Raw genomic sequence first — 20,097 nt, 5'->3', positions numbered from 1 at the left:
GCGGGGCTTTTGCGTGTAAAAAAGAATGTTTCTCGACAACTCACGGCATAATGCGCGCCGTGGAATTACTGAACACACAGTTTTTAAATGAACAAGGCGGTCGACGTGTTGAAGAAAACCCTGTTCCAGCTGCACTGGTTCTTCGGCATCAGCGCGGGTCTGGTGCTGGCCTTGATGGGCATTACCGGTGCGGCGGTGTCGTTTCAGGATGAGATCCTGCGGGCACTGAACCCACAGGTCCTGCAGGTCGAGAAGCAGGTGGCCGGCGTGCTGCCGCCGGCGGATCTGGTGACCAAGGTCGAGGCTGCCGAGGGCAAGAAAGTCGCGATGCTCTGGGTCGAAACCGAGAGCGGCTTTGCGGCGCGCGTGTCCTTCACCCCACCGCCGGGCGAACGCCGTGGCCAGATGCGCTACGTCGACCCGTACACCGGCGACTACATGGGCGATGCCGTCGGCCAGGACTTTTTTGGCCTGATGCTGCAACTGCACCGTTTTCTGGCGATGGGTGACACCGGCCGGCAAATTACCGGTGCCTGCACGCTGATTCTGATTTTCTTCTGCCTGTCCGGACTCTACTTGCGCTGGCCGCGTCAGGTGGCGAGCTGGCGTGCCTGGCTGACCCTCGACTGGGCGAAAAAAGGTCGCAGCTTCAACTGGGACCTGCACTCGGTCGCGGGCACCTGGTGCTTGCTGGTTTATTTGCTGGCAGCGCTGACCGGGCTGTCCTGGTCCTATGAGTGGTACAACAAGGGCCTGAGCAAACTGCTGTCCGACACACCGCAAAACGAACGCATCAGACCAGGTCGTGGTACCCCGCCACCAGCCGGCCCCCTCCCGACCGCCGATTACAACGCGATCTGGAGCAGCATCTACAGTGCCGCGGGGCCGGGCCTGAGCGCCTATAACGTGCGCATGCCACCGGTGGCCGGACAACCGGCGACCGTGTTCTATCTGTTGAAAAACTCACCCCATGACCGGGCGCTGAACCAGATCACGCTCGACCCGGCCACCGGCGTTATCAGCCGTCAAGATCGCTATGGCGACAAGAGCTTCAAGGCGCAACTGTTGACCAGTATTTACGCGCTGCACGTCGGCAGTTACTTTGGTCTGGTCGGGCGAATTGTGCTGACCCTGGCTTCGTTGACCATGCCGCTGTTCTTCATTACCGGCTGGTTGTTGTACCTGGACCGTCGGCGCAAAAAACGCCAGATCAAAAACGCCCGTAAAGATCTGGAGCAAACCGCCAGCGATGCACCGGCATGGCTGATCGGTTTTGCCAGCCAGAGCGGTTTTGCCGAACAGTTGGCGTGGCAGACCGCCAGCCAATTGCAGGYCGCCGGGTTGCCGGTAAAAGTGCAATCGCTGGCGGCTGTCAGCGAGCAGGATCTGCGCGATTCAAGCCATGCGCTGTTCGTGGTCAGCACCTTTGGCGACGGCGAAGCACCGGACAGCGCTCGTGGTTTCGAGCGCAACGCGAACTGCTCAACCCTGACAGCAGCGGCGCCGACGTTTACCTGCTGGGCCTGACGGCGCCCGACAACAGCAGTTGGCTGGCCGGCGACCTGGTTGAAGTGCTGCCGCGCAACTGCCGGGGAGCGATTGAACAGTTCCTTGAAGGGCTGGGCATCGCCGGTAATACGCGAGTGCAACTCGATGGTTTGCACAAAACCCTTGAACAAGCCCTGGCCAGCCGTCAGTTGCCGGAGAACCGCGTGCATCTGGTCGGCCTGCACGCTCAGGCGCTGGTCGATGCGCTGGTGCCATTGGCCATGCGCGAATACTCGATCGCCTCGATTGCCGCAGACGGCGTGCTCGAACTGCTGGTGCGTCAGGAATGTCATGCGGATGGACGTCTGGGCATCGGCTCCGGCTGGCTGACCGAATACGCGCCATTGGGTTCTGCCATCAGCCTGCGAGTACGGCGCAACAGCGGTTTCCATCTCCCGGCCACGCCCGTGCCGATGATTCTGCTGKGCAACGGCACCGGGCTGGCTGGCCTGCGCAGCTTGCTCAAGGCACGGATTGCCGATGGCCAGACACGCAACTGGCTGCTGTTCGGCGAACGCAATCGCGAGTATGACTTCCTCTGTCGCGATGAACTCGAAGGATGGTTGATCGAAGGTGATCTGGAGCGACTGGACCTGGCGTTTTCACGGGATCAGGCCGAGAAGATCTACGTTCAGGATCGCCTGCGCCAACGTGCCGTCGAGCTAAAGAAATGGCTGGCGGACGGTGCATCGATCTACATCTGCGGCAGCCTGCAAGGGATGGCGACAGGGGTGGATCAGGTACTCAACGACGTGCTCGGTGTTGATGAAGTCGAGCGGTTGATCGAGCAGGGGCGCTATCGCCGCGACGTCTACTGAAGCCCCCTCACCCTAACCCTCTCCCCARGGGGCGAGGGGACTGACCGAGRTGTCTTGCGCTRTCCATCGACCTGAAATACCGAGTCGAACTCAGGTTTGAAAACGAAGAAGATTAGCTCCCTTTCCCCCTCTCCCCCCTGGGGAGRGGGTTGGGGTGAGGGGTGGTTCTAAAGCCGCAGTACAAAACCCGACTACAGTTAAACCTCCATTCCCTTCACACGGACGTGAAGCATGCCCAACCGCCCCACCCTCGACCAACGCCAACTCGCCCGCACACTTCGCGTCAACCAGACCGATTGCGAACGCCTGCTCTGGCAAAAGCTACGCAGCCGGCAGATCGCCAATCTGAAATTTCGACGCCAATTCCCCTGCCCGCCGTACATTCTGGATTTCTATTGTGCCGAGCTGAAACTGGCTATTGAACTTGATGGCGGTCAGCATTATGAAACGGCCGCCATAATCCATGATCGGCGTCGAACGCTCTACCTTCAGCAGCAAGGGATTGAGGTTGCGCGGTTCAGTAATCTGGAGGTCATTGAGCAGATGAGTGATGTTCTGGAGCAGGTTCTCAGGGTGGCGGCGGATCGAATGCCATGATCCTGATCTGAAATCGTCCCCTCACCCTAGCCCTCCCGAACCTCGGGGAGAGGGCTGGGGTGAGGGGTGGTTTTTGAAGATCCACACACTCAAACCGGCTGCAACCGCTGCTCAAACACCGCCACCCCATCCAGATCCCGCAGGATCACGCTCATTTCGCCGGTCTGGCCGTCGATATTCACCTCGCCAAAAAACTGAAACCCGGCAAACGGTGAGGTGTTCTGCGCCGGTGGGGCTTTCTCGAACACCACTTCGGGGCCGAAGGTTTTATCCAGCGGATTGGGGCCGAAGCTGCCGGCATTCAAGGGACCTGCGACGAACTCCCAGAAGGGTTCGAAGTCCTGAAACGCTGCGCGATCCGGGTGGTAATGGTGGGCGGCGCAGTAATGCACATCGGCCGTCAGCCAGACGTAATTGCGCACCTGCCGCGCCCGCAAGAAACCGAGCAGTTCTGCGATCTCCAGCTCGCGGCCCTGGGCCGGGCCCGGGTCACCGTTGGCCACGGCTTCCCAGCGCGGAACGCCGGGGCTGACTTCGCCATCGGGCACGCCAAGGCCAATCGGCATGTCGGCGGCGATGACTTTCCACTGCGCACCGGAGTTTTTCAATTCATGCTTGAGCCACTCCAGTTGCTCACGCCCGAGAAAGGCTTTTTCGCCGCCGAGGTTGTCGTCATTGGCCCCACGATAGCTGCGCATGTCCAGCACGAACACATCCAGCAGCGGCCCGTAACCGAGCTTGCGATAGATCCGCCCGCCGTTGTCGGCGGCCTGCAAGCGCATCGGCGCGTATTCGAGCCAGGCTTGCCGTGCACGGCCGACCAGGCTGTGGATATCTTTGCTTTTGTAGCGCTCGTCGAGTTGCTTGCCCGGCGACCAATTGTTCACCACTTCGTGGTCGTCCCACTGCCAGATCTGCGGTACCTCGGCGTTGAAGCGACGGATGTTTTCGTCCATCAGGTTGTAGCGGTAGTTGCCGCGATATTCGTCGAGGGTTTCCGCGACTTTGCTCTTGGCTTCGCTAGTGATGTTGCGCCACACCCGACCGTTTTCGGTGGTCAGTTGCGCCGGCACCGGGCCGTCGGCGTAGATGGTGTCGCCGCTGTGGATAAAGAAGTCTGGCAGACGCAAGCGCATGGCTTCGTAGATGCGCATGCCGCCGATATCCGGGTTGATCCCGAAGCCCTGGCCGACAGTGTCGCCGCTCCAGACGAAACGGATGTCGCGCCGGGTCTGCGGCACGCTGCGCAGGTGACCGAACCACGGTTCGCTGGCCACGCCGCTTTGGGCGTCTTCGAAGTACACGCGATAGAAGATCGCCTGATCGGCGGGCAACCCGCTCAGCTCGACCCGGGCCGTGAAGTCGGTGCGGGCATCGGCCAACGGTGAGACGAAACGCCGAGGGTTGCTGAACAGGCTGCGAGTGTCCCATTCCACGACCATCCGCGCCGGGCGGTCGCTGCGGCTCCAGATCATCGCTCGGTCGCCCAGAAGATCACCGGACTGCACACCATCGGTGAGCTGTGGACGATCCTTGACCGAGGCGATCACTGCCGGAGCCAGGCCAGGTAACAACAAACCGGCGCCGACAACCTGCATCACTCGACGGCGTCCCAAGTCGAATTCGCTCATGGAGTTCTCCCTAAAAGGAAAACTTAAACATGGCTGTGTGAACGCGCGGTGACACTCACCACCGAGTCCTCAAACGCCACGCCCCCCGTAGCAGCTGGCGCAGCCTGCGTTCGGCTGCGCAGCAGTCGTGAAACCTGCGCCTGCGGTGAACCTGAAACTCCGCGTTGCCTGATTCTACGACTGCTTCGCCCGAACGCGGACCGAGCCGAACGCAGGCTGCGCCAGCTGCTACGGATCGTGTGAGGCGCCMAGACCGGCATCAGGCGTTGGCCGGTTCCAATGCCAGCTCGGCGGCTTCCGGGCGTTTGACCGCTGCGTAAACCACCGCTGTCAGCAAACTCCCGGCAACAATCGCCAGCAAGTACAGCAGCGCATGGTTGATCGCATTCGGGATCAGCATCACGAACAGCCCACCGTGCGGCGCCATCAATTTGCAGCCGAAATACATCGACAGCGCACCGGCCAGCGCACCACCGGCGATGCTCGCCGGAATCACCCGCAGCGGGTCCTTGGCAGCGAACGGAATCGCCCCTTCGGAGATGGCGATGCCCAGGCCAATCGGCGGCACCATGCCAGCGGCCATGGTCGCGGCCATCGGCGCATAACTTTGCGACGCCAGCAGCCCCACCGAGAACGCATAAGCGGCCTTGTTGATCGGCCCGCCGAGGTCGACGCACATCATGCCGCCGAGCAATACCCCCAGCAGAATCGCGTTGGTGGTGCCCATGCTGTCGAGGAAATGCGTCAGGCTTTCCAGCAGTCCGGCGACCGGTTTACCAACCACATAGATCATCACCAGGCCGGTGAACAGGCTCGCCAGCAACGGGATGATCAGAATCGGTTTCAGTGCTTCCAGACTTTGCGGCAGACGCGCATAACGGTTGATCGCCTGCGCCGCGTAGCCGGCGATGAAGCCGGCAATGATCCCGCCGATAAACCCGGCGCCCAAGGTACTCGCCAACAGGCCACCGATCATCCCCGGCGCCAGACCAGGACGGTCAGCAATCGAGTAGGCGATGTAACCCGCCAGCAGCGGCACCATCAACTTGAAGGCAGTATCGCCACCGATCTGCATCAATGCCGCCGCCAACGTGCCCGGTTCCTTGAACGCAGTGATGCCGAAGACAAACGACAAGGCAATCATCAAGCCCCCGGCCACGACCATCGGCAGCATGAACGAGACACCCGTCAGCAAGTGTTTGTAGATCCCGGTTTTCTCTTGCTTGGCCGGGCCTTGGGCGCCGCTCGATGCGGTTTCTTGCTTGCCTTCGGCCAGTGCTTTGTTGAGTGTGGCCTCGGCCTGTTTCAGAGCGATACCAGTGCCGCAGCGGTAAATTTTCTTGCCGGCGAAACGCTCGGTGGCGACTTCGATGTCTGCCGCCAACAGCACCACATCGGCATCCGCGATGGCTTGTGTGCTCAACGGATTGCGCGCGCCGACCGAACCCTGGGTTTCCACCTGCAAGTCATAGCCCAGACGCTTGGCCGCTTGCTGCAAGGCTTCGGCCGCCATGAAGGTATGGGCGACACCGGTCGGGCAAGCAGTGACCGCCACTATACGCGGCGCGGTTTTGCTGACGGCTGCGGGTTCGACGACGGCTTGCGGGGCGACGTAGATTTGGGCTTCTTCAGCACCACGGCGCAGCACCGCATCGACGTCTTGCAGGGCTTGGGACGGCGTGGTCTGGAATACCCGCTTGCCGACAAACCGCGACATATCCACAGTCCCGGTGCTGACCAGCAGCACCCACTCGGCGTCCTMCAGGGTCGCGGCGGACAGCTGGCGTTCCGGGTGCGCGGCGTCATGCACTTCAACGCTAGTGCTCCAGCCCTGACGCTGCGCGGCGGCATCGAGCAAACGCGCGCACAGCACACTGGTAACCATGCCATTCGGGCAGGCAGTAACAATGGCTAACTTCATGACCAACCCTCTTATTGTTCTGTCAGAGGGCGCACGCGCACCCCCTGTTCGAGCTGCGCCAGTKGCGCGGCGTCACCGATACCGAAACCGATCTGCGTGACGGCCATGGCGGCAATCGCCGTGGCGGTGCGCAAGGTCTGTTCTGGCGTATCGGCACTGAGCAAACCGTGGAGCATGCCCGCGAGCAATGAATCGCCGGCGCCCACCGTACTGACAACACTGACCCTGGGTGGCGTGGCGTGCATCGCCGAGCCGACACTGAACCAGTTGACGCCCTCGGCACCATGGGAAATCACCACGTGTTCGATGCCATGAGCGTGCAAACGACTCGCCGCTTCAGCTTGTGCAGTCACCGAAACCGCCTCGCAATCCAGCGCCTCGGACAACTCTTCGGTGTTCGGCTTGATCAACCACGGGCCCGCCGACAGCCCTGCACGCAGGGCTTCGCCACTGGTGTCGAGGGCGACTTTCAAACCCCGCGACTTGAGGCGCAGCAACAACCCGTGCAGCCACTGTGCGCTGACGCCTCGCGGCAAACTGCCGGCGACCACTACAGCGTCATGACCCAAGGTGATCTGATCCAGACGATCGAGCAACGCCTGCTGCGCGGCGGCACTGACCACCGGCCCCGGACCGTTGATGTCAGTGATGCGTCCGTCCGCTTCCGCCAGTTTGATGTTGCTGCGAGTCTCGCCAGGCACGCGGATGAAGGCGTCGACAAAACCGCGTTTGGCGAACAGGGTTTCGAATGCCTGCAGATTGTCCTCACCGAGAARGCCGCTGACCGTCAACTGATGCCCGAGGTCTGCCAGCACCTGCGCCACGTTGATGCCCTTGCCGGCGGCGTGGGTGTGCATGGTGTCGCTGCGATTGACCTGACCAGGTTCCAGATGCGGCAACTGAACGGTGAGGTCCAGCGCCGGGTTGAGGGTCAGGGTTAGGATTTTGGCCATTACAGAGCCTCCACTAATGCGCGCACTTCATTCGCGCTGCCCACGGCCAGTGCCTGTTGGGCCAGATGTCGTACCTGCGCAAGACTCAACTCACGAACCCGTGCCTTGACCTCGCCGATGCTGCGCGCCGAAACGCTCAACTCATCCACCCCCAGGCCGACCAGCACCGGAACCGCCAGCGGGTCTGCCGCCAGTTCGCCACACACGCCGACCCACTTGCCATGGGCATGGGCGGCACGCACCGTGATGTCGATCAGTTGCAACACCGCCGGGTGCAAGCCATCGGCCTGTGCCGACAGAGTCGGATGCCCGCGATCGATGGCCAGGGTGTATTGGGTCAGGTCATTGGTGCCAACGCTGAAGAAGTCGACTTCCTTGGCCAGAACCGGCGCCAGCAAAGCTGCCGACGGTACTTCGATCATGATCCCCAGTTGCAGGTCAGCCACCGGGATTTCCAGACGCAGGCGCTCGGTCATGTCTCGCGCCTGACGCCATTCATCCACGCTGCCGACCATCGGGAACATGATCCGCAGCGGACGGTTGTCGGCGGCGCGCAGCAAGGCGCGCAACTGCGCTTCCATAATTTGTGGGCGTTGCAAGGTCAGGCGAATGCCACGTACGCCGAGGAACGGGTTTTCCTCCTTGGCAATCGGCCAATACGGCAACGGCTTGTCACCGCCAACGTCCAGGGTCCGGACCACCAGCGGCCGCCCGGCCAAGCCATCAAGCACCCGACGGTATTCGACTTCTTGAGTGGCTTCGTCCGGCGCTTGCTGGTGGGCCATAAAAATCAGTTCGGTGCGCAGCAGGCCAATCCCTTCAGCGCCCTGCTCCACCGCGCTGACCACGCCCGCGCTTTCGCCAATGTTGGCGAACACTTCGACCGCATGGCCGTCAGTGGTCAGCGCCGGCTGGTGACGCTGGGCCGCTGCCGCTTGCAGGCGTTGTTCGCGGTTGTCACGTTCTTCGGCGGCACGCTGCAACGTCGCCGCATCGGCGTCGACATGCAACCGACCACGCTGGCCGTCGAGCAGCAACGGCGTGCCCGCCGCCAGCTGCAACACCGCTACACCCGCTCCGACCAGCGCCGGAATGCCCAAGGCCCGAGCGACGATCGCGCTGTGGGCCGTGGCCCCACCGCGCGCCGTAAGAATGCCGGCCACCCGCGTCGGATCAAGGCGTGCAACGTCCGATGGACCCACTTCATCCATTACCAGGATGTACGGCTGATCCGGCTCGCTCGTGGTCTCGATGCCGCACAGTTGCGCCAGCACTCGCCGACCGATATCGCGCAAGTCCGCTGCACGCTCGGCAAGCAAGGCGTCCTGCAAGGACTCCTGTTGTCTGGCTGCCGCGTCGATCACCGCCATCCACGCCGCTTCAGCGCTTTCGCCTTGCTTGAGGCGAGTGTCGACTTCGTCGGTCAGTTCCGGGTCGTCGAGCATTTCCTGGTGGGTGATGAAAATCTCGCGAATGGCCTTGGCCTTGCTGCGCTGGATCAGCCCTTCGATATCGCGGCGAACATCGGCCAGTGAAGTCTTCAGACGCTCGCGTTCGATCGCCGTGGACTCGCCACGCAATGGGTAGTCGATTGCTTGCAACACCTGAATATGCGCAGGACCGATGGCAATCCCCGGCGCAGCAGCAACGGCCTGAATCACGCTGCCGGAGGCGGGAGCAACCACGACGTCAATGATTTCGTCGATGACCTCGCTCTGTGCACTCACCGTCGGCAACGGTTCGATGTCTTCGCCCAGGCCTTCTTCAATAGCCCTCAGCAGCGCCGGCAACGCATCGGCGGCGATGCTCGGCTCGGCAATCAACTCCAGCACCTGGCCTCGACGGGCACCGAGGCTGAGCAGTTTGCTCAAGCTCTTCACCGACACCGCGCTGTCCTGGCCGTCGACGATGCGGATGCGGATCTCGCCTTCAAAACTTTTCGCCAATTGCGCAAGGATCTTCGCCGGCCGCGCGTGTAAACCGTGGGCGTTGGCCAAGGCGATACGAGCGCTCGGCCAATCGGCCGGCAATTCGCCGCCCAGCACTTCCAGCACCGCACGACGGCTGGTGGCGCGACCGAGCTCGTGACCACGGCCTTCAATCAGCAAGGCACAAAGACGCTCGAGCAAAGCCTGATGCGCCTCGCCAAGGCTGGCCAGACAGAACAGCCCGCTCAGTGGCTGGCCGAGGTAACGAATCGGTTTGTCCGGGGTGACGAAGGCCAGACCCGGGCGCTTGACCGTTTGTTCGCTGTGCAGCCACCACAGGCCATCGCCCAGCGGCAGTGCTTCGACCTGCTGCAATACCGCAGAAAAACCATTGCTCACGCAGTCGGCCTGACGCAACAACCGCGCGCCACGCCAGACCAGCTCTTCGAAATCGTCGGCGGAGACACCCAGGCCGATCATTTGCGCATCCAGCGCCAGCTCTTGCGGTGCGCCTTGCAGCAGTTTCAGCAAGGCTTCGGCACTACTGGCGCGGCGCAAGGCCTGGCCCAGATCGGTTTCACCGAGGGCACGGGTCAACAATTGCAGCAGGCGCAAATGCTCGTCGGATTTGGCCGCGATACCAATCGCCAGATAGACGATATGACCGTCGCCCCAATCCACTCCTTCGGGGAACTGCAGCAAACGTACGCCGGTGGTGTGCACCAGATCGCGGGTATCGGGGGTTCCGTGGGGGATCGCAATACCTTGGCCGAGAAAGGTCGAACCCTGGGCTTCACGCGCCTGCAGGCCGCTGAGGTAACCCTCGGCCACCAGGCCATCGGTGACCAGCGTGTCGGCCAGCAAATGCAACGCGGCGGCTTTATCCACAGCCGATTGGCCCATGGATATCTGCTCTATGGTGAGCTCGAGCATGCTTTCTCCTTTTTGGCGCGGGGTCGCGCCAGGTATTGTTTTGATTGAATCAGTTTAGGCCTTATTCAGAGCACTCTTTTTCAGAGCATCCTTTGTCGGTTTCGCGGCAGAACCGGCAAAAATAGCCAATAGCGCAGAAAATACGCTTGCTGAAACGTTTAATCTAGATGAGTCTGCACGTTACTCGATAATCTCCCAACCTTGAAGTCCAACTTGTCGGATGCGTTGCGACATAGGTCGCCTGCCGTAATCGGGTAGGATTGGACAAAATGTCGGGACACGCTCGAAAAAAACAAGGAAATCCCGGGTTGAAACTCAGTGATATCGCCCAGTTGGCCGGTGTGTCCGTCACCACCGCCAGCTATGTCATCAATGGCAAGGCCGAACAGCAGCGCATCAGCAACGCCACCGTCGAGCGCGTGCGCGCGGTGGTCGAGCAACATGGCTTTACGCCTAATCCTCAAGCGGCCGGGTTGCGCAGTCGGCACACCCGCACACTGGGTTTCATTCTGCCGGACCTGGAAAACCCCAGTTACGCGCGGATCGCCAAACTCCTCGAACAGGGTGCGCGGGCGCGTGGCTATCAGTTGCTGATTGCCAGCTCCGACGACGCACCAGAAAGCGAGCGCCAGTTGCTCAAGCTGTTTCGCGCACGGCGCTGCGATGCGTTGATCGTCGCCAGTTGCCTGCCGGCCGGTGATGACAGCTATCGCCAGTTGCAGGCCAAGGGCTTGCCGATCATTGCCATTGACCGGGTCATGGAGCCTGAGCATTTCTGCTCGGTGATCAGCGATGATCGCGAAGCCAGCCTGAACCTCACCCGCAGCCTGTTGCAGCCAGAGCCCAAGCAGATTGCGCTGATCGGTGCGCGGCCCGAGCTGAGCATCAGCCAGGAGCGTGCGGCCGGCTTCAAGCAGGCTTTAGTCGACTTCAAGGGTGACGTCCTGATCGAACACGGCGAGGCATTCAGCCGCGACTGCGGCCGACAGCTGATGGAAGAATTACTGCAACGCCTCGGCCACTTGCCGGATGCGCTGGTGACGACGTCCTACGTGCTGCTTCAAGGCGTGTTCGATGCCTTGCATGACTTCCCTTTGAAAACCCGTCCGTTGCGCCTCGGCACGTTTGGCGACACACAGCTGCTGGACTTCCTGCCGCTGCCGGTCAACGCCATGGCTCAGCAGCATCAACTGATCGCCGACAAAGCGCTGCAACTGGCGGTCGCGGCGATTGAAGAAGCCCATTACCAACCCGGTGTGCAAGCCATCGCGCGGACCTTCAAACAGCGTATTCGCCAGGACTGAAACGTGGAGCTGATCGACAGCCACACTCATCTGGACTTCCCGGAMTTCGACCCGGACCGTCAGGCGCTGCTGGCTCAATGCCGCGCCTTGGGTGTGAAGCGGATGGTGGTGCTGGGGGTTTATCAGCGCAATTGGCAGCGGGTGTGGGATCTGGTGCAAAGCGATCCTGACCTGCATGCCGCGTTTGGCCTGCACCCGGTCTACGTCGATGAACACCGTCCCGCTGACCTGACCGAGTTGGCGGACTGGCTGACACGTCTGGCCGGCCATCGGCAACTGTGCGCCGTGGGCGAAATTGGCCTGGATTACTTTCTTGAGGACCTGGACCGCGAACGCCAGCAAGCGCTGTTTGAAGCACAGCTGCAACTGGCGGCAGACTTCCAGTTGCCGGCGCTGCTGCATGTGCGGCGCAGCCATGCGGCGGTGATTGCGACCTTGAAACGTTTCAGGCTCAAACGCGCCGGCATCATCCACGCCTTTGCCGGCAGCCAGGAAGAGGCCCGCGAATACCTCAAGCTCGGTTTCAAACTGGGATTGGGCGGCGCGGCAACCTGGCCACAAGCCTTGCGCATGCACAAAGTGATCGCCGGTTTGCCGCTGGAATCGGTCGTGCTGGAAACCGATTCACCGGACATGGCGCCCGCCATGTACCCCGGACAACGCAACAGCCCYGCTCACCTGCCGGCGATTTGCGCGGCACTGGCGCAGATCATGGCCATCAGCCCTGAGCAACTGGCCGCCGCCAGCACCGCCAACGCCTGCGAGCTGTTCAACTGGTAATCCGTCGGTTTGCGGCGACCGGCAATTGTCAAACCCTGAACGCGCTGATCAAGTGCTTCAACTGCACCACTTGGGCCGACAGTGCACGGCTGGCATGCTCGGTCTGGTGCGCACCTTCGGCGGTGCGCTCGCCGGCCCGGTTGATCTCGACAATGTTCTGGTCGATGTCGTGGGCCACCGCAGTTTGCTGCTCGACTGCCGCGGCAATTTGCTGATTCTGATCGACGATCATGCCCACCGCGCCCAGGATGTTTTCCAGGGCTTGCTGGACCTTTTCCGATTGACCGACCGTGCCGCTGGCCATCTGGTGACTGACGCCCATGGCCTTCACGGCTGCGCCAACACCACCGTGCAGCCTGGTAATCATCTGCTCGATTTCTTCGGTCGATTGCTGGGTCCGTTTGGCCAGGGTACGGACCTCATCGGCCACCACCGCAAAGCCACGTCCCTGCTCACCCGCACGGGCGGCCTCGATGGCCGCGTTGAGCGCCAACAGGTTGGTCTGCTCGGCGATGCTCTTGATCACTTCCAGCACGCGACTGATGGACTGGCTGTCGCTGGCCAGTTGATTGATCACCAGCACTGACGAGTCGATCTCGCTGGCCAGTTGCGCAATGCTGCCTTGTTGCGACTCGACCAAGCCGCGGCCGCTAATGGTTTCATCGTTGACGCTGTGGGCACTGCTGACGGCAGCCGCCGCACTGCGTGCAACTTCCTGAGCGGTGGCCGACATCTGGTTCATCGCCGTGGCGACTTGTTCGATCTGCGTACGCTGACCGGCCACCGCCTGATTGCTCCGGGCCGATACCGTTTCCACCTGACTCGCCTGACGCTCCACTTCGTTGACGGTCTTGCCGACCAACTCGATCAGGTCATGGATCTTCGCCACGGTGCCATTGAAGACGTTGCCCAATTCACCCAGCTCATCACGGCTGTGAGCGGTAAACGTGATGGTCATGTCACCGGCCGCCACCTTGTCCATCACTCCGCCGAGACGCTTGAGGGTGGTGCGGGTGGAGGCATAGAAGCCGCCGTAGAGGTAAAAAATCAGCACGAACACCACCGACAGTGCCACCGCCTGCAGCACCATGTGCGTGCGGTTCTGTTCCAGGCGTTGCTGCAATTGAACGCCGAGAAACTTAAGCGTCGCGTCATTCAGTTGATAGGTCTTGTCCATCAGCCCAGTGACCTGATCGTAAAAACCCTGCCAGGGTTTATCGAGAGTATCGGCCACCACCACCTGCTCCTCAAACAACTCGCTGGCTTGTTTGAGCGTGGCTTTACTGGCATTGGCCGAGGGTTCCAGCACCTCACGCGCCGCTTTGCCGGCAGCCAGTGCGTCCTGCAACTTCAAGGCATATTCGGCCTGGAGCTTGTCGATCTGCGCCAGCAGTTCATCGAACCGGGTGCTCGAAGCGGAGTTGAGAAACCCCTGCCCCAGCGAGTAGGCCCCCATCGCCCGGCCTTCGCCGAGGGTTTGCGTCACACGCGGGGTAACGTTGGTGATCAGCTCACTCAATTGGCGCAAATCACTCTGGTTGTCACGACTCAAGCCGGCCTGGCTGGCGATGATCTGACTGAAAATCTGCGCATTGCCGAGCAGTTTGCCGATCAGCGCGCTTTTGCTTTGCAGGGACGTCTCCGCTTGTTGAGCCTTGAACGCGGTAATCATTTCATCGCGCTTGCCCTCAAAAACACTGACCTGCTCAGGATCGATGGTCATCGCGGTCAGGCTTTGCAGGCGTGCAAGCACTCCCTGCTCAAGAGCGCTGATTTTCGATTCGGTATCTCCGGCCTTGCCAGACTGCCCGAGGGTCGCGTTGATCTGTACCAGGTTGTTCAGGGTTTCCAGATCCCGCCGCAACGTCAGCCCACCGCCCAGCAGGTCGAGGCTTTGCAATTCGACCTGGGTACCCTGGAACTCGCGAYACGAATCCCGAACCAGATAGAAATTGGTCACCAGCATGGGGAAGAAAAACAGCACGCTGATCAGGCTGAACTTCATGCCGAAGCTCAGGCGATTCATCAGCGCAACGGCGGGATAGAGCAAACTCTTCACGGACGTCCCCCTTTCATTTCTTATTTTTTTGGGCTGGCACGCAGATGCAGCAGATAGCCACTATGGCGCGCTGCTTCTGTATAGCTCAAATCGAAAGGAGGTTTTGTAACTTAAGGTTAACAGCTAGAGCGCACGCGCACCTGTAGCAGCTGCCGAAGGCTGCGTTCGGCAGCTGCTACAGGTCGGGGTTATGCAGAAATCAGGGCAGCACAGTCCAAACGGCAAACCCGGCATACCAGACCACCGCCGCCCGCAGCAGCAGTTCCCAGATCTGATCCAGGTTTTGAACCCCTTCAGGCCCCGCCACTGGCGCCGGAATCTCACCCGCTACCACGCCGACGTTCTCGATCAGTTGCGCGGCGCTGATATTCCAGTTCAACAATTCATGGAGCATCACCCGGCTGACCGCGACGAAGTTGCCGACCAAAGCAAAACTCGCTGCCAGCAAGCGCACCGGCAGCCAGTCAAAGGCATGTCGCAATTGTGCGGCGCGCTCGGCCACTGCCGGGTTCTTGCCATGTTCGGCCGCCAGGGCCAGCAAGCGATAACTCAAGGCCGCCACTGGACCGAGCAGGAAGTACCAGAAAATCACCGCAAAAAAACTCTGGTAAGCCTGCCATAGCAAATGGGCTTGAACCTTCTGCAGCAATTGCTCGCCGCTGTCGGCGCAAATATCCAGGTCACGTTTGGCGACAAGCGCCGCCGCTTGCAGGTCTTCCCGACGCCAGGCATCACGAAACGGTCCCAGGCCGCCGAGCAAATCACCACGGCCCAGGCTGTAAATCACCACCAGCAAATGCACCGGCAAGGCCAACAAGCCATAGGCTACCGGTTCCAGTACCAGCAACAAAAAGCCGAGTAACGCCACAGGGAACAGCACCAGCAATGCCAGTACCAGCCAAGGCCGATTCGCAAGCTTTGGGCTGGCTTCATATTTGGCCAGCTCCCGCAGCCATCCACTGTCGCGCTGAACTTGATGACGCAAGGCCGAGAACTTCTCGACCCAGACCGCCAGCAGTAACACCAGAAAACTCATTGTGCTTCCCCTTTTTCCAGAGCCCCGCGAAAGCGTGCCCAGTCGAACGCCGGTCCCGGATCCGTCTTGCGCCCGGGTGCGATATCGCTATGCCCCTGGATACGTGAATGGGTGATGGCTGTAAACGTAGACTGCAATTGGCGGGTCAAGGCAATCAGGGCGTGATATTGAGCCTCGGTGAACGGCAGATCATCAGTGCCTTCAAGCTCGATGCCAAGGGAGAAATCATTACAGCCTTCGCGCCCCTCGAACCGGGAAACGCCTGCGTGCCACGCCCGATCAAGACAAGAGACAAACTGTGTGATCGCGCCGTCACGCTCGATCAGAAAATGTGCAGACACGCGCAAGTCGGCAATCCCTTCAAAATAAGGGTGCTCGGTGACATCCAGGCGGTTTTGAAAAAATTCCTGCACCTTGCCCGTCGCGAACTGCGCCGGAGGCAGGCTGATGTTGTGGATTACCAGCAAGGAGATTTCGCCCGTGGRGCGCGCATTGAAGTTGGGGGACGGGCAATGGCGCACGCCTTCAAACCAACCGCTCGCGGGGTCCAACTGCATACAGGCTCCTTCAATGACGGCTCTGACGGGCTCCAGTATGCCGTGATCACCCCTCAGGTTGCGATCACTTGCCGCAATTGAGTCGACGCAGGTTGCCAATCACCGACTCCAGCGCCCGATCGAACAACAAGGTGTCGTCGAACGTACGCACCGCGCCACGGCGAAACTCCAGGGCCAGCCCAGTGCGAGTGCGCTCGTCGCTGGTGAAGGCGAGAAAGTCGCTCAGCAGTTCGGAGAAAATCGCCGGATCATCGACAAAGTCATTCAGCAGCCGCTGCACCACCTGCTCGATGCGCAGGTACAGGCTGTCGCGCTGATGATCATCGCATTGCTCCCAGCCCATTGCCGCTGTGGCAATTTCATTGAGCAGACGCCGGGCCGGGTGACTGCTGCGACTAAAGAAACTTTTGTCGAGCACTGCGACCTTGAGCATCGGAATCTGCAAGCGGCCGATCAACGCCTTGAGGGACTCCGGCAGATTGCGGTCGGCGAGAATGAATTCAAAGAGCATCGCGATCAGATTGATCACATCCTCATCCACTACCCCGACCACCCGAGACTTGCCACTTTTGACACTGACCCGGGTCAGCAACTGTTCAAGCTGATTGCGCAGGTCGAAATCATCCTGGGTGGCAGGGACCGGCACGTATTGCTGCAAGTGCGAGAGCAGGCGCAGCAGATCGCGGGTCGAGATGGGCTGGCTCTGGGCGCTGACTTCGAGGGTCGGCGCAACACTACCGCGCACGAGGTACAGCAACTCCTGCAAGGTGGCGAAAACTTCCTGCACGCTGTCATCGACGTGCGTGCTGTTGGATCTGATGCCCGACTCGCTGGACTCCGCATGAACACTGGCCACCGCCCGGTCCGTGACACGGCGCGCTGGAGCGGCCTTGAGTTCAGGCAGAACGCCAGTGGCAACCAGCAACTGGTTGGCTTGCGCATAGAGCTGATCAGCATCGCTGAGCACATAGCGTTCGAACAATTTGAGGATGATCAGCTTGACCTTGATCTCCATCCCCAGATTGCGTCCGGCCTGCAAAAAGTACTCGCAGAGCATGGCCGGCCCCATGGGATTGCGCGAATCATCCAGAGGCTTGCCCAGCAGCGTGCTCAGGCGCGCGGTCAGTTGTCCAAGGGCAAAGCCGTCCCGGTTGAGCGCCTTGGCGACCATGGTTTCCAGTGCCACTTGCCGCTCAAACTCGTCACTGGGGAGCTCGTCCGAGGGGTCGACACTCATCGCCAGCGGCAAGGCGGCGTGAGTCGGGTCGTACTGGATGAGGCCGGCAAAGGCCTCGAAGAAAAGCTCGTGAAAACCGCGCTCGATGTTTTTGCGCTTGAGGCGCAAATCGCGCATGGCTTCAAAGAAAATGTTCTGTTCGACAGTGTGATGTGCCCGGTCGGCCATTTCGAACAAGGTGTCGTCGGCGTTATCGAACAGCTCCTGCAAGCCGAGCCTGAGTTGTTGCACAGCCTTGTCGCGAACCTGGAGCAGAATCACCGGCAGGCGCGCGAGCGGCGATCGATTCGCCTGATCGGTAGCGGCCTTGTGCAAAGGCACTACATTCCCGTCGTTGTGCATCCAAGCCTCTTGCAAAGGGGTGATTCCTCGGTTCGATGTGAAGCGACAAACGCTCACCGTCGGCTCACAACGCAATCGTGATGCACCGCGCTGCATTTCAAGTATCGGGAAGCCAAAGAGACGTCAAGGCTATGACGTCAAATGAAAGGCGCAATTATCTGCAAAAGACCTCCCGAGTACCAGCAGACTCTGCATCCCCCCATAAAACAGCGTTCGATCACAGACCAGCACGCAGGAGGAATAACGATGGCGAGTCGACCAAATGCAGGTTTTAGAACCCGCTGAAAGTAGTGCGCGCCTTGGGTTCGCTTGCAGCATGGCCCTATAATCGGATCACTTTGTTTGTGGAGCCCGTTATGCCGAATCTACGCCTCGCCGATTTGACCGCCGAAATCGAAGCCAACGTGCGCCGTGCGTTGCTTGAAGACATCGGCAGCGGCGACATCACCGCACAACTGATCCCGGCCGAACGCCTGGCCAAAGCCACGATCATTACCCGTGATGCAGCCGTCATCAGCGGCACCGCCTGGGTCGACGCCGTGTTCCGGCAGCTGGACCCGCGCGTTGCGGTGCACTGGCAAGTGYGCGACGGTGAGCGCGTGAGCCCCAATCAGCCGTTGTTTCACCTCGAAGGTCCGGCCCGCTCGCTGCTGACCGGCGAGCGTAGTGCACTGAACTTCCTGCAACTGCTTTCCGGTGTMGCCACTCGTGCGCAATACCTGGCCGACTTCGTTGCMGATACTCAGGTGAAACTGCTGGATACCCGCAAAACCCTGCCTGGGCTGCGATTGGCGCAAAAGTACGCCGTAACCTGCGGCAGCTGCCACAACCACCGCATCGGCCTGTACGACGCTTTTCTGATCAAGGAAAACCATATCGCGGCCTGCGGTGGCATCCCTCAAGCCATCGCCGCCGCGCACAAGATCGCGCCGGGCAAACCGGTGGAGGTTGAAGTGGAAAGCCTGGAGGAGCTCAAGGAGGCCCTGGCGGCGGGCGCCGATATCATCATGCTCGATGAGCTGAGCCTGGACGACATGCGTGAAGCCGTGCGGCTGAATGCCGGCAAGGCGAAACTGGAGGCCAGCGGTGGCGTCAACGAAAGCACCTTGCGGCCAATCGCCGAGACGGGCGTGGATTACATCTCGATTGGCGCGATGACCAAGGATGTGAAGGCTGTAGACCTGTCGATGCGCTTGAGTCTCTGACAAAAAGAAACGCCAGCCTCATGAGGCTGGCGTTGCTTTCAAACCACCAGATTGTTCATCTCGCAGTATTCTTCCCACTCGACACCCAGCACTTCGGCTGCTTCCTTGTGCAACGCAAGGCGCGTCGCTTCGTACTCTTCAGGCGTTGAGGTGTACTTGAGCGTCAGCTCCCAAGGCTGCAAGCCCTGTGCTTCTGCCTCGTCCTCGAACGCCCACTGAATCTGATCTTTCTGATCGTCGGCGCTCAGGTTCTTGATCTCTTCCATCAATTCCGGCGCATCAAGCATGTACTTCTTGAGGGCCTCTTCGTGTCTTTGTTCTTGAGTCATTTCGTTCACGGTCATGGCGTTCTCGCTGATCATGGGAATGGAAGATGGATCTGGATCATCAAGGATCTCTCTGACGCAGAAAACCGTTTGAAGCCCGGTTTATCTGGCCTTCAGAACCATTCGGGATCATCTGAAAACTGCTGGGCGATGCTCATGCAGGCAACGAATATAGGACGTTTGGCCCGCGAATTACACGGCTCTTTACATCTCTTCCACAAAAAGTTTCATGCCGGGGGCATCAGGAGCCTCGGGAACATAATTTAAAATCCAAAGTCATAGCGATGTGCCATATCGGTACTTCACAAGGAACCTCAGTGATGCACAGTTTTTCGAAGCTTTCCTCTGTTCTGTCCGCCACCGCAATGACTGCCCTGCTGGGTGTCCTGGCTCTGCCGGGCACCGCAATGGCCAGCATTGAGCTGAGCAACAGCGGTCCGTCCTACGATGACAAACTCTCCGCCATCCACAGTGAATACGGCAAGGACGTTCTGGTCAAAAGCGACTTGCGCATCGACGAACTGAAAAAGATGCAGGAAACCATCAAAGACCAGACACGCCAGATCGAAGAACTCAAGCGCAGCAACGGTTCCAGCTCAAGCTCCAGCAGCAAGGAGATCGACGACCTCAAGAACAAGGTCAAGGAGCAGGAACGTGATCTGGATAAGCTCGGTCGGCAGGTGGAAGATCTCAATCGCAACAGCGGCTCCAGCTCCAGCTCGAATAGCAGCGAGATCTCGAACCTGAAACGGACCATCAGCGATCAGGACCGTGCGATGGATCAGCTCAAACGCACCGTCGAGGAATTGAGCCGCAAGGTGAAATAAGGGGAAGTGGTGCCCGAGACAGGAATCGAACCTGCGACCTTCGCGTTACGAGTGCGCTGCTCTACCGGCTGAGCTACACGGGCGGTGGGCTAAAG

At 60.4% G+C, this 20,097-nt stretch carries 13 protein-coding genes, 1 tRNA gene and 3 pseudogenes; 6 read left to right on the top strand and 11 right to left on the bottom strand.

The features are described 5' to 3' along the window. The first annotated feature begins 105 nt into the window (after window positions 1-105). A pseudogene (locus tag AC1DH9_RS00395) lies at window positions 106-2,366 on the top strand (PepSY domain-containing protein). A gap of 231 nt (window positions 2,367-2,597) precedes the next feature. After that, complete coding sequence (locus AC1DH9_RS00390; RefSeq protein WP_427542703.1) at window positions 2,598-2,963, top strand: endonuclease domain-containing protein; 366 nt, start codon at window positions 2,598-2,600, stop codon at window positions 2,961-2,963. 89 nt (window positions 2,964-3,052) lie between these two features. Here AC1DH9_RS00390 and AC1DH9_RS00385 read toward each other — a convergent pair whose 3' ends face one another. The 4 genes from AC1DH9_RS00385 to ptsP form a co-directional block, all read right to left on the bottom strand. After that, window positions 3,053-4,594 carry an alkaline phosphatase D family protein gene (locus tag AC1DH9_RS00385; RefSeq protein ID WP_427542706.1) on the bottom strand — a complete coding sequence of 514 codons (1,542 nt, stop codon included), beginning with the start codon at window positions 4,592-4,594 and terminating at the stop codon, window positions 3,053-3,055. Window positions 4,595-4,853: 259 nt separating this feature from the next. Next, window positions 4,854-6,515 (bottom strand): PTS fructose-like transporter subunit IIB, encoded by a 1,662-nt coding sequence (locus AC1DH9_RS00380; RefSeq protein ID WP_477807640.1) that lies wholly within the window; start codon window positions 6,513-6,515, stop codon window positions 4,854-4,856. Between the two features lie 11 nt (window positions 6,516-6,526). Then, complete coding sequence (pfkB, locus tag AC1DH9_RS00375) at window positions 6,527-7,468, bottom strand: 1-phosphofructokinase (RefSeq protein WP_477807639.1); 942 nt, start codon at window positions 7,466-7,468, stop codon at window positions 6,527-6,529. Next, window positions 7,468-10,329, bottom strand: coding sequence for a phosphoenolpyruvate--protein phosphotransferase (gene ptsP, locus AC1DH9_RS00370; RefSeq protein ID WP_427542715.1), 2,862 nt, complete (start codon window positions 10,327-10,329; stop codon window positions 7,468-7,470). The genes pfkB and ptsP overlap by 1 nt, the downstream gene beginning before the upstream one ends. 308 nt (window positions 10,330-10,637) lie before the next feature. On the opposite strand from ptsP, the gene cra reads away from it, so the two are divergent. Together cra and AC1DH9_RS00360 are read left to right on the top strand one after the other, a co-directional pair. Further along, window positions 10,638-11,633: a catabolite repressor/activator gene (cra, locus tag AC1DH9_RS00365; RefSeq protein ID WP_427542718.1), complete on the top strand. Its 996-nt coding sequence runs from the start codon at window positions 10,638-10,640 to the stop codon at window positions 11,631-11,633. A gap of 3 nt (window positions 11,634-11,636) precedes the next feature. After that, complete coding sequence (locus AC1DH9_RS00360; RefSeq protein WP_477807638.1) at window positions 11,637-12,413, top strand: TatD family hydrolase; 777 nt, start codon at window positions 11,637-11,639, stop codon at window positions 12,411-12,413. A gap of 28 nt (window positions 12,414-12,441) precedes the next feature. Here the strand turns inward: AC1DH9_RS00360 and AC1DH9_RS00355 are convergent, their stop codons facing one another. The 5 genes and pseudogenes from AC1DH9_RS00355 to AC1DH9_RS00335 form a co-directional block, all read right to left on the bottom strand. Next, window positions 12,442-13,146 (bottom strand): methyl-accepting chemotaxis protein, encoded by a 705-nt coding sequence (locus AC1DH9_RS00355; protein ID WP_429539944.1) that lies wholly within the window; start codon window positions 13,144-13,146, stop codon window positions 12,442-12,444. 153 nt (window positions 13,147-13,299) lie between these two features. Next, a pseudogene (locus tag AC1DH9_RS00350) lies at window positions 13,300-13,503 on the bottom strand (HAMP domain-containing protein); the annotation flags it as partial. 1,168 nt (window positions 13,504-14,671) lie between these two features. Next, window positions 14,672-15,508, bottom strand: a complete 837-nt coding sequence (gene ampE / locus AC1DH9_RS00345; RefSeq protein WP_427542724.1) for a regulatory signaling modulator protein AmpE — start codon at window positions 15,506-15,508, stop codon at window positions 14,672-14,674. Continuing rightward, a complete protein-coding gene (gene ampD, locus AC1DH9_RS00340; protein ID WP_477807637.1) occupies window positions 15,505-16,065 on the bottom strand; it encodes a 1,6-anhydro-N-acetylmuramyl-L-alanine amidase AmpD in 561 nt (186 codons plus the stop codon). The genes ampE and ampD overlap by 4 nt, the downstream gene beginning before the upstream one ends. 151 nt (window positions 16,066-16,216) lie before the next feature. Further along, window positions 16,217-17,644 (bottom strand): annotated as a pseudogene (locus tag AC1DH9_RS00335) (DUF1631 family protein); the annotation flags it as partial. 356 nt (window positions 17,645-18,000) lie between these two features. Here AC1DH9_RS00335 and nadC point away from each other — a divergent pair. Further along, entirely contained in the window at window positions 18,001-18,849 is an 849-nt protein-coding gene (gene nadC / locus AC1DH9_RS00330; RefSeq protein WP_477807636.1) for a carboxylating nicotinate-nucleotide diphosphorylase, read from the top strand. 38 nt (window positions 18,850-18,887) lie between these two features. Here the strand turns inward: nadC and AC1DH9_RS00325 are convergent, their stop codons facing one another. Then, window positions 18,888-19,193, bottom strand: coding sequence for a DUF6388 family protein (locus AC1DH9_RS00325; RefSeq protein WP_054598178.1), 306 nt, complete (start codon window positions 19,191-19,193; stop codon window positions 18,888-18,890). A 302-nt stretch (window positions 19,194-19,495) separates the two neighbouring features. On the opposite strand from AC1DH9_RS00325, the gene AC1DH9_RS00320 reads away from it, so the two are divergent. Then, window positions 19,496-20,002 (top strand): hypothetical protein, encoded by a 507-nt coding sequence (locus tag AC1DH9_RS00320; RefSeq protein ID WP_427542733.1) that lies wholly within the window; start codon window positions 19,496-19,498, stop codon window positions 20,000-20,002. A gap of 7 nt (window positions 20,003-20,009) precedes the next feature. Here the strand turns inward: AC1DH9_RS00320 and AC1DH9_RS00315 are convergent. Next, window positions 20,010-20,085, bottom strand: a tRNA-Thr gene (locus tag AC1DH9_RS00315). Between the last annotated feature and the right edge of the window lie 12 nt (window positions 20,086-20,097).

It is taken from the genome of Pseudomonas sp. 05T35 (assembly GCF_056396605.1).
The sequence above is the reverse complement of the archived record's forward strand: the minus strand, read 5'-3'. Positions and strand labels throughout refer to the sequence as shown.

Bases quoted from the DNA above. Each gene is read 5' to 3' on its own strand.
- AC1DH9_RS00390 (WP_427542703.1), top strand. From the start codon at position 2,598: ATGCCCAACCGCCCCACCCTCGACCAACGCCAACTCGCCCGCACACTT.
- ampE (WP_427542724.1), bottom strand. From the start codon at position 15,508: ATGAGTTTTCTGGTGTTACTGCTGGCGGTCTGGGTCGAGAAGTTCTCG.
- AC1DH9_RS00355 (WP_429539944.1), bottom strand. From the start codon at position 13,146: ATGTCGGCCACCGCTCAGGAAGTTGCACGCAGTGCGGCGGCTGCCGTC.
- ptsP (WP_427542715.1), bottom strand. From the start codon at position 10,329: ATGCTCGAGCTCACCATAGAGCAGATATCCATGGGCCAATCGGCTGTG.
- AC1DH9_RS00325 (WP_054598178.1), bottom strand. From the start codon at position 19,193: ATGACCGTGAACGAAATGACTCAAGAACAAAGACACGAAGAGGCCCTC.
- AC1DH9_RS00320 (WP_427542733.1), top strand. From the start codon at position 19,496: ATGCACAGTTTTTCGAAGCTTTCCTCTGTTCTGTCCGCCACCGCAATG.
- AC1DH9_RS00385 (WP_427542706.1), bottom strand. From the start codon at position 4,594: ATGAGCGAATTCGACTTGGGACGCCGTCGAGTGATGCAGGTTGTCGGC.